This window comes from Dethiothermospora halolimnae (genome assembly GCF_037577855.1).
GTDB classification, from domain to species: domain Bacteria; phylum Bacillota; class Clostridia; order Tissierellales; family VENL01; genus Dethiothermospora; species Dethiothermospora halolimnae.
In genome coordinates this window covers 11,625-27,835 of the sequence record NZ_JBAKFX010000051.1, presented here as the reverse complement: position 1 = coordinate 27,835, position 16,211 = coordinate 11,625, and the positions used below count along the sequence as shown (strand labels likewise).

Genomic DNA, 16,211 nt, shown 5'->3' with positions numbered 1-16,211 from the left:
TTTTGTAAAGATTTATTTCAAAATTTCCAGTAAAAATAGGAATTTATTGATTTCTACCTTATCTTAATCTAATCTTGTAAATCCAAGGGCTATCGCCCATTAAAATTTTTGAGATGCGAAACTTCTGTTGCTAGCCTTAAATTTATTATTTACAATTTAATCTTTAATTATTAAAGCTTAAATTTGTTTTTTCAACTATTCTTTTTATTCCATCATGATTTATTTCTGAAGAACTTTCCTTTACCTTAAATACTATTCTAAATAACAGTTTTTCAATAAAATTTAGTCTATCTAAATTAAGCCCATGTCCAAGGTGTTCTTTTACAAAAGCCTTTTTAGCTATTTCTTCTGGAAAATTAGTTTTTATATATTCCTGTGCCCTATCTCCTTCTTCTCTGCATAAAATAAACAAACCTATATTTTTATTCTTTAAAGATTCCTTATTCTCTTCTACAAAGTCTTTTATCTCACTTTTGAGTTTTCCTGCATAGATACCTCCACCAATAATCACATTATCATAACTATCTATATCACTACACTTTTCAGTACCTAAGTTTATTAAATCTGTTTCCCCCTTTAGATCCTTCTTAATAAACTTGGCACAATTTTCACTGGCACCACATTTGGTGCTAAATATGATTAAATTTTTCATCCACTTGCCCTCCCTAGATCTACTTATTTAACACTGTTAATCCAATTGTATTCTACCAGTTTTTTCTTGTCAATAATAACTCTAGTTTTTTATTCTTATATTTGTTTCTTCAACAACTCTGCCTATTGCCTCATCATTTAATTTTGAATAGCTTTCTTTTACCTTCAATACTTTTTTACAAAGAGTTCTATCTAGAAAACCCATTTTGTCTAAATTGATCTCATGTCCTAGATGTTCTTTGATAAATGCCCCCTTAACTATATCATCAGGAAAATTATTATCGATATACCCTATTGCCTTCTCCCCTTCATCTTGACATAGCACAAATAACCCTATATTTTTATTTCTTAAAGATGATTTATTCTTTTCTACAAATTCCTTTACATCACTTCTTATTTTTCCTATATATACACTTCCCCCGATAAGTATATTGTCATAACTATCTATGTCTTTACATTTTTGCTCCCTTAAATTTACCAAATCTGTTTCCCCATTTAAACCCTTCTTAATAAGTTTTGCACACTTTTCAGTTGTTCCACATTTAGTACTAAATACAATTAAACTTTTCAATTAATTTCCCTCCTTAATTATATATAACTATTTGTCTTTGATATTCTTTAAAAGTAAAATCAATGAATATGCTATAAACAGACTAATAGTAGAGAAAATAACTATCTCCATTAACGTTACTTCTATCCCCATGTAAGCTTGACCAATTATCATAGCTGTAATTGCAGTAGCCATAGTGATGCCCTTCATAATTATTATAGAAGATAGGAGATACCCTAAAGGCTTTTTTCTTAACAATAAAACTCCAGACAAAAATGCAGCAGGAACTAAAAAACCTAAATCCATCGCCTGAATAACTAAAGTAGTGTAGTGTTCTAGTCCCACAATGGTTGTCTCGTTTATAATTGGTGTAAGAATTCTTTTAATCCAAAGCATACTAATAGCTATAGCGAAAAATATCTGGAAACCCCCAAGGAACCTTATAGGTAATTTTTTACTAAAATAAGAAGGTAATCTTTCTAAATCAAATGACACCATTAATAATATAAAGGCGAAAAAACTTATAGACATAAGTATTACATATATTATGAAGAAAGGATTATACATCCATAAGAATACATAGGACATGTAAGTATATAGAAAATATCCTAAGGTACCTGTTAATAATAATTTACCCTTTAGTGATTTTTTTAGAGATAAGTATAAAGATATTATAAGCAAAGGAATGCCTATTACCAAAGTCACAATATCCTGAGCCTTTCCTTGGGCAACCATTGATTTAGAATCATTTTTATATAGACCTTTTCCATAAATTTCAACCTTTTCATTCCTTATTGACTCAAACTCATATGTTCCACTACCATCATTTGAAAAAATCCCTACTATAGATGATATGGATGATAATATAATAATTAAAGTAACAAGAAAAATTACAGTTTTTCTAGATTTCACAACATATCCTCCCCTATTTATATAACATTAACAACTAACCATTACTGCTCCTTAATAAAAGCATCTAACTCATTTTTAATAGAAGTTACTATTTCGTCTCCCTCTTCTACGGGACTTCTTTTTAAAAAGAATAATAGTTTCCCATGGATAGATGATGTAATTAATTCTCCCAATAAATCAACATCTTCTTTTTTTACATAACCTTCATCTGCGCATTTTACAATACTATCTCTAAGATGCTTAGCCACTGAGGGTCTACTATTTACAAGTTCCTCAGGTAGCTCTCCTAATTCTTCTATAAATATAAGATGAAAGATATCAGGATTTTCAGCAAAGTATCTAAAATATGCTAATGCATAAGATATTACTTGTTCTTTAGCATCTTTTGTCTCATCTTTAAAACTAATTAAATACTTATAACAGTCCTCAAGAAAATCAAAAGCACAATAAGCTAATAGGGTATTTAAATCATTGAAATAATTATATATAGTAGCATATGAATACCCAGCTCTTTGTCCAACTTTTCTTGCCGTAACCCCTTTAATACCATCTTCTTTAATGATTTCCTTTGCTGATTCTATAAAGTATTTCATCTTCCTTTGTTTTTGGATTTCTTTATTTCCCATTCCTCTCCTCCAGTTTTTTAATATTTGTATCATTATTTTGCTTTTTTATTAACAACGTTAATATTATTAACATTGTTAATGTAATTATATAATATATAATATTTTTGTCAAGAGTCATATTAAATACCATATTACCTATCCCTTTAATTACTAATACCATTTTTAAGATTTATACTTATAAATATAGGACTTAATATTAATACTAATCTTATAACTTTTTATATTAATTTACAATTTCATTGTTTTAGTAAAAAATAACATCATTTTCTTGTTGTTTTAACTTGTTTTTTGTCGAATAAATGATATAATGTTAAATAAATTTAATATTTTCGAATTTTTTAAAAATTAAGTAGAAAGGACGTATTATATGGATCGAAAAAAAATATCATTTAAACTAGCAATAATACCAGTTCTATTTCTAATTGTATCTCTATTTCTTACTTTGCAATATTGGGGTGGAGATCCTCAAATTCCAATAATCGCTTCCACAATAGTAGCTGTACTCATAGCAATGTTAACTGGTTATTCATGGAATGAGCTAAGGGAAGGTATTATAGAAACTATAGAAATGTCCATGGGATCAATTCTAATTTTAGCAATAATAGGTATGATAATAGGTACATGGATACTATCAGGGGTTGTTCCAACAATGATTTATTATGGACTTCAGATATTATCTCCTAGCTTTTTTCTAATAGCTACAGCATTAATATGTTCCGTAGTATCTATAGCAACTGGAAGTTCATGGACTACTGCTGGGACAGTGGGAATTGCCCTTATAGGTATCGGTCAAGGATTAGATATTCCATTGCCTGTTGTGGCTGGTGCCATTATATCCGGTTCATATTTTGGAGATAAAATGTCTCCCCTTTCAGACACTACAAACTTAGCCCCTGCAATGGCAGGATCAAATTTATTTGAACATATTAAGCATATGTTATATACAACTGCACCTAGTTATATAATAGCTTTAATTATTTACGGAATTTTAGGAATAAAATATGCTAACAGCACCATAAATACTGAGTCAATAAATGTAATCTTAAACGGATTAACTTCTCAATTTACAATATCGCCATTTTTGTTATTACCTCCTCTTTTAGTTATAATTATGGTTTTTTTAAAGGTTCCCGCTATACCTGGATTAATAGGAGGTACAATACTTGGAGGTATATTTGCATTTATATTCCAAGGAGCTGGCATGACAGAAATCATCAAAGCTGCTCACTATGGCTTTTCTTCAGATACAGGTGTTGAAGCTGTTGATAGTCTACTTAATAATGGTGGACTTAACAATATGATGTGGACCATATCCCTTATATTGTGTGCTATGGCCTTTGGTGGAATCTTAGAAAAATCCGGTATGTTAGTTGCTATTGCTGAAAAGATATTAGCCCTTGCAAATAGCACAGGCTCCCTTATTTTAGCCACAATACTAACTTGTATAGCTACTAATATTCTTGCTGGAGATCAATATTTAGCAATAGTTATTCCAGGAAGAATGTATAAGAAGATATATGATGATAAGGGTCTCCATCCAAAGAATCTATCTAGAACCTTAGAAGATGGAGGAACTATCACCTCTTGTCTAATACCATGGAATAGTGGTGGAGCCTATATGTATACAACATTAGGGGTACATCCATTTGCTTATGCCCCCTATGCTTTCTTTAATATAATAAACCCAGTAATAGCTGTACTTTTAGGCTACTCAGGATTTTCTATTGAAAAAATAGAAAAAGAAAGTTAAAAATTAAGACAAAGGGACAGTCCCTTTGTCTTAGCTTTATTTTTTATTAAATTTTACAATTGCTTTAAATAAATCTCCATCTATTTTTACGTCTAGAGTCCCCCCATGTAACTCCACTATGCTTTTAGCTATTGCAAGACCAAGGCCAGAACCTTCTATATTCCTTGACTTATCTCCCCTTTTAAATCTCTCAAATATCTCATCTACATCAAAGTTTAATTCTTGGGCCGATATATTTTTAATAGTAAATACTACTTTATTCCCTTCTTCTTTTAAAGACATATACACTCTAGTATTTTTCATTGAATATTTAATAGCATTATTAATAAGATTATCAAACACTCTCCATGTTTTCTTTCCATCAAGATTGGAGTGTATTTTTTTACCCCCTATATCTATCTTAAAGTCTAATGATGAATTTTTTATTTTTTCATTATATTCTCCTAATGCTTGATTTAATAATGATACTAAATCTACCTCTTCTATATTTAATTTAATATCACCACTACTTAACTTTGATGCCTCGAATAGATCATCTATTAATACTTTAAGCCTTTGAGATTTTCTATTGAGTATCTCAATATATGATTTTCTTTCACCCTCTGATAAATCTTTCTGTTTAAGTAAGTCCACATAGTTTATTATTGATGTTAATGGTGTTTTCAAATCATGGGATACATTTGTTATAAGCTCAGATTTTAACCTTTCACTTTTCATTCTACTATCTAAGGATTCCCTTAATCCACTTTTTATAGAGTTTATATAATTTGACAATTCACCAACTTTCCCCTTATCTTTAACTTCTATCATATAGTCTAAATCTCCAGAAGATATAATTTTAGTTCCTTCTATCACTTTATTTATATTGGCTATCTTTTTTAAAATATAAGGTACCATAACTAGCAAATAAAATACTATAGACAAAAATCCCAATATAAGAGCAGCATCATAATAGGATTCTATTAATGCAAATGTAACAAAAACACCTAAAAATACAGTAACAATTAACACTATAGCTATTTTAAATAATATACTTTTATTACTAAAACTATCATTTAGAAGACCTTTAATCCTATATATTAAGGTTCTTTTTATTTCATTTTTAAATTCCCTTTTATTGTTATTTAGATACACGATTTCTTTTATATTGATAAATAAATATAACATATATACGGCAATAAATGTTACATATATAAAATCTAAAAATAAATCTAAATAATAACATAAATCTAAGTCCCTTATTATCAAAATAGTAAATATAGAATATATAATAAATACTCCAACCCTTAAGTCTAAGGGAATTTTTCTATATAATTTTCTTAAAGATGTAATAAAATCTATTTCTCTTGAGTTTTTTCTTAAATATTTAACCAATAATGCAAACATTATAATAAATATTACAAACATCATAGTTTCAACTTTAACATTATATCCTATGGATTGTTGACGTTTATAATCTTCATAAATATAGTTGTATCCAATTGGATTTTTAGGCACTATAAAATAACCTTCCCAACTTAAATTACTAAACTCTTTATTTAATTCATATATATTGGACCCATTTCCATAAGAGGTTGGAAATCTGCCAACGTATAAATAATCGTCTTTATTGTTTTTATTAAAATTGTCTATATTGCTATAAACTTCATTATTCCTTTTGTCTTCTATATAATATTTTATAAAATCGTCTCTAAAATTAATATTCCCCTTTACGGTCTCATATTCCATATTCATTTTTTCTATTATCTTAGCTTTTTCATTATTATATTCTGCTTTAATTCTCTCAATAATCGGTTGATTATTTTTTAATTCTTCATCCCTCTTATTTGTTAATCTATCTAGTTCTTCTATATCACCATTACTAGCTGCTTCTTTTATCAAAGAATTATATTTATTTTTAGTATATTCCTCTTGTAACTTTATCTTATTATCATATAATTCTTTTACTTCTTTAATATCTAAATTTTCACTGTTAGGGTCTAAAGGATAGTTTTTAAACTCTGTATGATACCTTTTAATATCATTTAAATATACAAGCATCTCTTTCTCAAATCTATAGCTATCAAAATAAGGATTGCTAAATATATACTCCCTATAATCTAAAATATCAAATCCCATTACTAATGTTAAAGATAATATATAACAGACCAATATAACAAGAACAATATAGGCTTTTTTACTTTTCAACTTTATATCCAATTCCCCACACCACCTTTAAATATTCTGGATTTTTAGGATTTACTTCTATCTTCTCTCTAATTCTTCTTATATGTACCGATACTGTATTTTCACAATTATAATAGGGCTCATTCCAAACTTTTTCATATATCTCTTCTATAGAAAATACCCTACCCTTATTTTCCATAAGCAGTTCCATGATCTTATATTCAGTAAAGGTCAATCTTACTTCTTCATTGTCCACAAATATAGTCTTTGTCTTTTTATTTAATGTAAGTCCCCCCACTTTTATTTCATCATTATTTTTATTATAATTTCCAAGACTTGTATATCTCCTTAACTGGGATTTTACCCTTGCAACAAGCTCTAAGGGATTAAATGGCTTTGTTATATAATCATCTGCCCCCATGTTAAGACCTAATATCTTATCTGTATCCTCAGATTTTGCCGATAAAATAATAATGGGTATGTTTTTATCTTCTCTAATCTTAAATGTGGCCTTCATACCATCCATCCTGGGCATCATAATATCCATTAATATAACATGAATGTCCTTTTCATTTAATACCTCCAGTGCATCTATACCATCCTTTGCTTTATATACCTTTAAATTCTCGTTTTTAAGATATATCTCTATTGCATCCCTTATTTCCTTGTCATCATCTACTACTAACACATTGTATTTCTTCATTTATCCCCCTCCTTTCATGTATAATTATAACATTTGTTAATAAATATTTTTTAACGAAAAACAGATATATTTCTTACAAATTTCTTAAGAAAAGAAGAAAGTCCATTGCTAAGAATTTAGCAATGGACTTTCCTAAAAATATCTAAATAGGCATAACATATACTATTTCCTGTATTCTAATAAAAAATCTTGACTTACTGCAAACCGATTTTATAACGATATGGTCAACTTTAACATCTTCTAATATTCCTTCTACACTTCCCCTAACTGTCTCTATCACCATTCTTTTTCCCTTTACACTTTTTAAAGTTTTCATCACGTCGGGCTCCACTATGGTTGTTCTATTATCGGGACCATAGCAATCTCTTTCCCTTGGCATAATAGGCATAGGCATTTGGTTTGGACATCTATAATAATTCATCTAATCATCTCCTATATTTTTTTACTTCTTCTCATTTATATTTTATGCATTAAAACAAGCATAGTGAGTATAAATATATATATGCTTTTTGTGAACAATAAAATTTCTATTTATGCAAATATTAGTTGGGGGATTACGAATCCCCCAACAACTTAATATGTATGCTACAGTAACTTAATATACACCCTACAGTAACTTAATATACAACCTACAGTAACCTAATATATATTCTACAATGACTTGATACAGAATCTCCAGTAACTTAATTTTCCTAAATAAAACACTATAAAGAGTAATATAAAAACCAGATGATTTAAATCATCTGGTTTTTATATTACTCTTTATAATTTGAAAGGGTTCTATTAGCTGTTGATAATGCGTTATCTATTGCTCCTAAAGTACTTTGTATTTGAACTTTATTTTCCTGTTTTTCCACCGATTGTATTGCTTGATTTAGATTGTCTCTACAAGTTTTAAGTTGAGAATATACATCCTGTACCTGCTGACGGGCATTTTTATTTTGCATATAAAACTACCTCCATTAATTATTTTTATAGCTTCATATCTAGTATCTGTATTTTTTAAATATATATTCTCCCTAAAACAATGTCATTTGTTCAGTATCTTCTAGTCGCATCAATGAATCTGGAGCATTATCTTTAAAAAAGATATGGCTTATTTCCTTTTCTTTATCTATTATTAGGTTTCCTTCTCTATTTGCTTCCCTTAGTTTCAAACTATATACAACAGGAAAATAATTTCTAATAAATTTCCCTTCAGTATGGGCAGTTAAAGCTATTATCTGAAAACCTAGTTTTTCAGCAATAAAAAACACTGGGTCAAGAACATGATCACTTGATGCTTTTCCAAAAGGGTTATCCATGATTACAGTTCTATTATTCCTTTGGCTTGTGGTTATATTTTGCCTCTTTTCTGCTAAATAATTAAGTATTCCTAAAAAAAGTGTCATATTTTTACTCCATTTCTCTCCCCCTGACCAATTATTGGAGCTCTGCCAAGACGTGGGGGCACTACTTACTCTGCCATCATTAGTTACTTTACGGCAACTTATTTTTATTTCTTTATTATTTAATACTACTCCTATAAGTTGCTTAGGATCTAACCACTTCTCTATCTCTTTTCTTATCTTCACTTCATTTTCACTACCATCTTCATTTTTATACTCCCTATTTTCCAACTCCTTTATTAACCAATCTATATATTCCCCTAAGGAATCTTTAGCCTGCCTACCATTCCATTTGGGAATATTAAAGTTATACATCTGTTTCCACTTATCTTCTATTTTAATCCTAGTTTTTTTAGGTATCATACCTAGTTCTGTAGTTATGGTTTCCATATATGTGTAAAGATGATCTATAAATTGTTTTAATTCTCTATCATGTTCCCTCATATGATCTTGGGATATCTTTATTATATGGGATAGGTTATTTTGCATTTTGTTTTTCCAGTCTATTATCTCTTGATAATCGGTTCTGTATCTTACCCCTTCAGTGGCATTTTTCTTTAATTTAGGATGTTTAATCTCATTTTCACAAAATACTATAAATAGATTTCTTTGTTTTCCCACATATTCTTTCCCTTTTTCTAATTCATCATTTAATGAGCCTATGTCTTCTATAATTTTATCCACATATTTACTACGATTATATGAAAAATCTGTTTTTATTTCTTCCTTTATAGGAAGGGGTTTAATATCATCTATCAAATAGTTATATTGGGCATTTCCAAGCTCCATCTTTCTTATCACATCTTCTAAATCTTCTTTTTCATTAATTAATTTTTTATATAGACTTTTTATGTTTTTTCCCCTTTTAATTAATTCTTTTTCCTTTATGTCTATATTATCCTTTACTTTATATAAGGGCTCAGTAAATACTATTATTTCTTCATATTCTTTATGGAAATCATCCACTCTTATACTATACTCTTTATTATAATCATTATATTCCTTTTCCTTTGTAGCTTTAGTATCTTCTAATTTATTGATATTGGGCTTCATAGTCATTATTTCATCGGTTAACTTTTCCATTTCCCTATCCCCATATATAGGATAATTTAGATCTTCATCTATTTCATAGTCACAACTTTTTCTTTTAAGTTTCAAAGTTGTTTCCAGCTCTTCTTTATTTTTTCTTTCCCTTTTTAAATTCTCTTCTAAATTTTCTATATTACTTTTCTTTTTATATAACCTATCTTTTAATCTTTTTCTTTCAATTTTTAATACCTCTATATCTTTGTCACTATATATTACTTCAAAGCTTTTAACTTCATTATATAGTTCCTTTGATTTTAAATTATTTATCTCATTTTTCATCTCTAGTAATTCTTCATTTAGATTATTTAATATTTCCTCGTTACTAGAAATCTCTTTATTTATTCTTACTATATTATTATTTATAACTTTTAATTTTTCTTCTAAATCATATTTTAATATTAATATATTGTCCTTTTCTTTCTTTTTAGTAATATATTCTTGTCCTTTTTGAACTTTATTATTTAATATACTACTTTCATTTCTACTATCGATTATATTTTGATTTAAACTTGATATCTCGTTACCAATAATATTGAGTCTTTCCTCCATATTATTAATTGTAACCTTATAATTATGAATATCATTATTTAATCTATTTTTTTCTTCATTTAGATGTTGAAAGCCTTCATAGGGATATCTATTATAAAAGTCATATAATCTATTTAATAACTCATTATATTGACCAAAATCCTTCTCCTTGTTTTTTCTTTCATTGGTTATATTAATGGCATGGCTACTGATATTATCTTTCCAGTTTTTAAAATTAGTTTGGTTAAGATTATCCTTCCAATGCTTTGGAAATATACAGGATGTATTTTCTATAGCATCCTTTTCTATAACTTCCCTGGCTTTATCCTCTGATAATAAAAATACCGGATATGTTATATCATCTATTTTTTCTGATATTTTTTCTTTAAGCCTGTCTATTTCTTTATCATATACTATTATGGTTATAGCCCAATATCTATAGTTTTTAAAGTACTCAGTCTCTTCATTATTAAAGTTTTTAGAAACTCTTTGGATAAATCTAGTTCCTAGTTCTATATATGAAAATTCTTCTTTCCAATCCTTCACCCACTTTTCCAGTAGAGGCTCTGCCATGAAATAATCATTATCCCTATAATAATCCCATAGTCTAGTGGTTATTCTTTCCTTTAATAAGAGTTGTTCTTTCTCTTCTCTTAAGCCTATTATTTTATTTTCCATATTATTTAATATTGAATCTTGATTAGTATATAATGAAGTTACATAATCCCATCTATTATTTATAGATTGTATTTTGTTTAATAAATCATCATGATTTTCATTTATATTTTCTAATCTTGTATTTATTAAAGAACTTTCTTTATATATATTATTTAGTTTCTCCCTATTAATTTTCAAACTACTATTTATATCTTCCTTTTCCTCCTCTAAGGTAGTTATCCTAGAGTTACTAAATACTATATCTTCCTCTAGATTACCTATTCTTTGTTTCCACTTTTTCTGCTGTTCTATAACATCATCTGTATCCCTATCAAGAATACTATTTTTTATGAACTTAAGACTTTTATCTATTTCATCGATTCTTCCCTTTTTATTATTTATATTTTTTAGTGTAGTTTCTTTGCTACTAGTGGCTTTATTAAGTTTTTCCCTTTCTTTTTTTAAATCATATTTATAGTTTTCTATTTGACCATTTATAGCATCTACTTTTTTCTTTAATGTATCTATCTCATTTATAAAATATCCCTTTATATTAGAGCCATTTAAGTCTAGTTTGTCCTTTATATCTTTTATATCAACGTCTTCCTTTAAAAGTTCTATTTCTTCTTTATAACCTTTTATTATATCATCACATTTTTTTATATCTCTTTTTGTCTTTGCTATTTCCAAATTACTAAGATGCTTATTTTTTAATCTATATATTTTTATTTCTTTTTTGTAATTTTCTAACACTTCATCATAGCTTGCTTTAACCTTTTCTAATTTATTCTTTAAAAGAGCTAAATCATAGGACATTTTTTCCCTATTAAGTTCCTCTAGCTCCATTTCTAGTTCTTCTGTTTCTAGTAAATTTTCAGATAACTTTTCTTCTATATCATTTCTTTCTTTTTTAATGTAATTAAACATTCCCTTTCCATACTGTTTTTTATTGTTTAATTTTTCTTTTATCCTGTTATAATCTGAAAATATATCTACATAATTATTAATTTCCCTTTCTATCTTCTTACTTTCCTCTATCCTATCCCTTAATTGTTTGTGTATTTTAAAATGCTCCCTTTGCTTCTCAAAAGTATCCACAAAGTCCTTTGTCCCATTTTCCGATACCGCTTCTTCAACAACAGGTATAAGGAGTTTGTCTAAAAGATTTCTATTGGTTTTACATCCATCGAAAAACCTTTCTACTCCCCCCTCTGCACCATTTATTAGGGCTATTTTCTTCCATTCTGAAGGGATAATCTTATAATTATTTTCTATATAGTTATGGAATTCCTTTATGATATCAAAGGTCTTGGCATTCATATATTGGCCCTTCATGTATTGATAATATTCATTTATTTCCCCTTTACTTACAGGTCTTTTCTTCCCATCCTTCATTTCCTTTATAAAGGGTATATTTTCTATATCATTGTTATCATTATATCCATATTCATATACATATCTATAAGAATCAAGCCTATTATTATTTAAAAATAAAGTAACACCGGTTAGTGCATATTGTCTAGGTTTTTCGTTTATAATCCATTCTATTGCTATATGACAAGGCCCCCCTTCAAGGGACAATGTATTTCTTATTTTCCTTTCTCCTAGGTCCTGGTGGGGAAGTATTGCCTGTAGAGCTGTTTGAACAAATACGGTTTTACCTCCTCCATTTGCTAAAAGTACCGCTCCATTATATCCATCAAAATGAAATATATCATCATTATAACGCTTCCCTCCATTTTCATATATAACATTGGTAAAACGTATCTTAGATATAGATGGCATTATTTTTCTCCCCTTCCCTTTTATCCATATTATACATAAAATCAAGTATCCCCCTATTAAACTCATACTCCATATAGTATCTTTGTATAATAGTTTTTGCCTTTTGGGTTAGTTCTATCTCATCGTTTCCTATGTCATTAATGAGTTCTTGGGATAATAAAAATTTCTTAACTGTATTTAAAAAACCAAGTCTACTTATGGTTCTTGCATTTTGATTTTTTACATTTTCCTTTAAATCATTCATAGCATCCCATTTATCCAGTATTGATATCCAATTATATTCATAGTCTTTTTCCAATTCCTCTAGCTCTTCTTTATCATATTCCTTTAAGGAAAAAATTCTATCACTTACATTTCTTAACCACTCATCTATAGATATGAAATCTCTGGTTGGATTTGTACTTTGATATCCATCATAAAATTCTCCAAATAACACTATTATGGTTACATACATAAGATATATATCCATATTTATGGCTTTAGAAGGTAGATAGTCCTTTTTTATACTTTCATTTGTAATATGAAAAGGAGACTCCATTACCATTGGCACAAGGTATATATAATCCCCTGCCACAAATACCACACTATCCACTTCCTTGGCAAATTGATCAACTAGGTCTCTTATTTTGTCATCGGCTAAATATAGTTTAAAGTCATCTTTATATCCATAACCTTTGTTTGCTAAATTGGTATACATTTTAAAAGCTTTTATAACTTCATTATCATCATAATACAATCTCATCTTCCTCCAATTTGATAATAATATTTTGTATATTAAATCTATCATTCACTTTTATATTTTCTTTGTCCTTAACAACTGTTAAGGCTTTATATTTTTCTTGTAAAAGTTCTATTATATCTTTAAAAAGTATTTCAGATTCATTATCCTCCATGTTTAAAACTATGGGAGACTTTTGATGTAGAATAATTAGAAAATGATAAAATAACTTATCATTTAATATATTGTTATAATCATTTTCCTTCATATATTTTACTACCTCTTTAATACTAACAGTGTTATCTTTATCTAATATCTTTAATATAATTTCCATAATATATTTAAAGTTCTTTCCTACTATTTCAACTTCTTTTTTCATTTCTTCTTCGTCTTTTATATTTAAAAACTCGTAGGTCTTATCCTCTTTATTGTTATTTTCTATTCGCTGGGGAAAAAACACCATCATAGGAGACCACGTTTCCTGTTTTTCTAAATATAAAAGGGGTTTTATTAATGTTTTTGATGCTTCTAGGGGAAGCGGTGAAGAAAACAACCTAGAAACTATCTCATTTTTAAAGTTAAAAGAATCTATACCTACATAATATAGGGACTCTTCAGCAGCTCTAAGGGTGGTGGTTTTAAGTTCTATAGTCCTTTTTAGTAACTTTCCATGTTGAAAATGAACCTCCCCTAACTCTTTGTCCACTTTTATTATATATTCATAGGCCCTCTTATCCTTATCATTTTTAAGTTCATATCCCATTCTTTCCTTGGTTTCTTTAACAAAGGATTTAAGTTCATTAAACTCTTCACTTTCATATTTTAGCCTTCTATGTATATCTTCTAAGAGGTCCTTATACCTTTCATAGGTTTTTTCCGATATTATATTTTGTTGAATTTCATGTTTTATTTTTGTTATTCTATCTTCTAGAGTTTCGACATTTATTCTCATTTCATCTATCTGTCTTATGGCACCTATAAACTCTCCCTTTTCTAATTGCTTTCTTAGAAGTAACTGATTCATGGATAGTTGAAATTCACTAAAATACTCTTTAGTAGCAAAAATAAGCTCTAATCCCTGTTCATCTAGGGTATAATACTGAACATTAGCCCTAGTATCAGATTTTGATGCCTTAAGTATGGAATACTGGACCATTTCTTCTTTTCTAGTCTCCCAATTAAAAAAAGTTCTATGATTTCGCTTTCCACTGGATGGTCTAAAGGTTTCTATAATATCCTTTGATATTTTTTGAAATCCTTTATAATCTAAATCTATTTTTCCTTTATTTATGGTATATAGAAAGTCTGTAAGCTCCTTTACCCCTGTTTTTTTATTTCTTATAAGCATATTTTCGAAAAAGAAAAGAAGGGTTAATAGACCAAGACTAAAAAAATCTATATTATTATTACTTTTATCTTTAGTTTTTTTATTTTCCAGCTTATATAATGGATCAAACAGAGCAAGTCTTTGTATTCTGTCCCTATAATTTTCCGTTACTCCCCTTATTATTTTTTCCATCAAATATTCCTCCATATCTTCTCTACTACTTCTTTATTTAACGCTTCTTGGGGATAATACTTTTTATCTTTAAGTAACTTCTTTATATTTAACTTTTCATCATCATTAAAATTCTGTAAAAATTTATCTAATGCCCTATCATTTTTCCTTTGACTTTCTTTCCCTTTAGATGGCTTAATTTTCAAAAGTTCCCTATAAAACTCCAATGCTAAATAGGTTTTTCTTTTCCCGTTTAGCCCACTCCAAATAGATATACCCTCATAATCCATATCTCCAAAATAATATAATATATGTTTACAGCTACTAAGTCCCAGTTGTTTTTCTAGCATAACTATATTAGATACTATTTTCCATCCTCCCCCATATATAAGGGAAGTAAAATCAGTAATATTTAATACATCTAAAAATAAATGAAACGTAGCTTTATTTTCTACAATCATATGCTTATGTTCCTTTTTATCTAATTCCTTTGGATTTATGGCAAACATTAATGGGTCGTTTTTATATGATATCTTGAGTTTTTCATACAAATTAATCCGTCTAAGAAATCTTCTTCCTCCCTTTTCATCTATCCATTTTTCATCCCCTATTATTTCATAGGAGCGTTCTGGAGATGAAACTTCCTTTGTGGGGAGTCCCTTTTCTTTTAAATATTTATCTACTATTTTTATATAGGGTAGATCTTTTTTAAGTTCTTTTTTATTTAATGATAAGTAGGAATTTAAATCTATATCTGAATGCAGTCTTAATTTAAAGTTTTGTATTTCATCTATTAATTGTTGCCTAAAATACCCTTTATTAATACGGTAGGTATTATATAGGGGATTATTTTTATTATTTGTACCATGACTTTTCACAGGAATTAAAATATCTACTTCCTCAAGTTTTTTTATATTAGTAAAAAATTCATCATAATTAATATTTCCCGGGAATAATTTGGCTAATTCTGTTAAATATATAGTTTTCTTTTTTCTATTTTCTAAATAACTACAAATTTTTTTGTCCATTTTTATCACCTTTTTATTCTTTTCTAGGTTAATTATAACATAGTATATCTAAAATATAGATACTGAAAAATTCTTTATTGACAAATTTAGCTAATTAATATATAATAATTTCTCCGCGGCGATTTTAGAATATTCATAATTTAATACTGGAATTATAAAGGA

General features: G+C 28.0%; 13 protein-coding genes. 1 reads left to right on the top strand and 12 read right to left on the bottom strand.

Going from position 1 to position 16,211, the window contains the following annotated elements:
• Positions 1-163: 163 nt before the first annotated feature.
• From V6137_RS16440 to V6137_RS16425, 4 genes are all read right to left on the bottom strand, one after another.
• A complete protein-coding gene (locus V6137_RS16440) occupies positions 164-652 on the bottom strand; it encodes a flavodoxin domain-containing protein (protein WP_425449052.1) in 489 nt (162 codons plus the stop codon).
• Positions 653-733: 81 nt separating this feature from the next.
• A complete protein-coding gene (locus V6137_RS16435) occupies positions 734-1,222 on the bottom strand; it encodes a flavodoxin domain-containing protein (protein WP_425449051.1) in 489 nt (162 codons plus the stop codon).
• Positions 1,223-1,249: 27 nt separating this feature from the next.
• Positions 1,250-2,113, bottom strand: a complete 864-nt coding sequence (locus V6137_RS16430) for a hypothetical protein (RefSeq protein WP_425449050.1) — start codon at positions 2,111-2,113, stop codon at positions 1,250-1,252.
• Positions 2,114-2,154: 41 nt separating this feature from the next.
• Positions 2,155-2,739, bottom strand: coding sequence for a TetR/AcrR family transcriptional regulator (locus V6137_RS16425; RefSeq protein WP_425449049.1), 585 nt, complete (start codon positions 2,737-2,739; stop codon positions 2,155-2,157).
• A gap of 367 nt (positions 2,740-3,106) precedes the next feature.
• Here V6137_RS16425 and nhaC point away from each other — a divergent pair, with 367 nt between their 5' ends.
• On the top strand, positions 3,107-4,489 hold the full coding sequence (gene nhaC / locus V6137_RS16420) for a Na+/H+ antiporter NhaC (RefSeq protein WP_425449048.1): 1,383 nt from the start codon (positions 3,107-3,109) through the stop codon (positions 4,487-4,489).
• 36 nt (positions 4,490-4,525) lie between these two features.
• Here the strand turns inward: nhaC and V6137_RS16415 are convergent, their stop codons facing one another.
• From V6137_RS16415 to V6137_RS16380, 8 genes are all read right to left on the bottom strand, one after another.
• Positions 4,526-6,688, bottom strand: a complete 2,163-nt coding sequence (locus V6137_RS16415) for a HAMP domain-containing sensor histidine kinase (RefSeq protein WP_425449047.1) — start codon at positions 6,686-6,688, stop codon at positions 4,526-4,528.
• Complete coding sequence (locus tag V6137_RS16410; RefSeq protein ID WP_425449046.1) at positions 6,666-7,358, bottom strand: response regulator transcription factor; 693 nt, start codon at positions 7,356-7,358, stop codon at positions 6,666-6,668. Before V6137_RS16410 ends, V6137_RS16415 begins: the two co-directional genes overlap by 23 nt.
• 142 nt (positions 7,359-7,500) lie before the next feature.
• Positions 7,501-7,779 (bottom strand): YuzF family protein, encoded by a 279-nt coding sequence (locus tag V6137_RS16405; protein WP_425449045.1) that lies wholly within the window; start codon positions 7,777-7,779, stop codon positions 7,501-7,503.
• Between the two features lie 334 nt (positions 7,780-8,113).
• Positions 8,114-8,305 carry a hypothetical protein gene (locus tag V6137_RS16400; protein ID WP_425449044.1) on the bottom strand — a complete coding sequence of 64 codons (192 nt, stop codon included), beginning with the start codon at positions 8,303-8,305 and terminating at the stop codon, positions 8,114-8,116.
• Positions 8,306-8,377: 72 nt separating this feature from the next.
• The gene (locus V6137_RS16395; RefSeq protein ID WP_425449043.1) at positions 8,378-12,805 is read right to left on the bottom strand and encodes a hypothetical protein; all 4,428 of its coding nucleotides are present in this window, start codon (positions 12,803-12,805) and stop codon (positions 8,378-8,380) included.
• Positions 12,789-13,547 (bottom strand): DUF6063 family protein, encoded by a 759-nt coding sequence (locus V6137_RS16390; protein WP_425449042.1) that lies wholly within the window; start codon positions 13,545-13,547, stop codon positions 12,789-12,791. The genes V6137_RS16395 and V6137_RS16390 overlap by 17 nt, the downstream gene beginning before the upstream one ends.
• A complete protein-coding gene (locus V6137_RS16385; RefSeq protein ID WP_425449041.1) occupies positions 13,531-15,042 on the bottom strand; it encodes a replicative DNA helicase in 1,512 nt (503 codons plus the stop codon). The genes V6137_RS16390 and V6137_RS16385 overlap by 17 nt, the downstream gene beginning before the upstream one ends.
• On the bottom strand, positions 15,042-16,049 hold the full coding sequence (locus tag V6137_RS16380; RefSeq protein WP_425449040.1) for a Wadjet anti-phage system protein JetD domain-containing protein: 1,008 nt from the start codon (positions 16,047-16,049) through the stop codon (positions 15,042-15,044). Before V6137_RS16380 ends, V6137_RS16385 begins: the two co-directional genes overlap by 1 nt.
• Positions 16,050-16,211 lie beyond the last annotated feature (162 nt).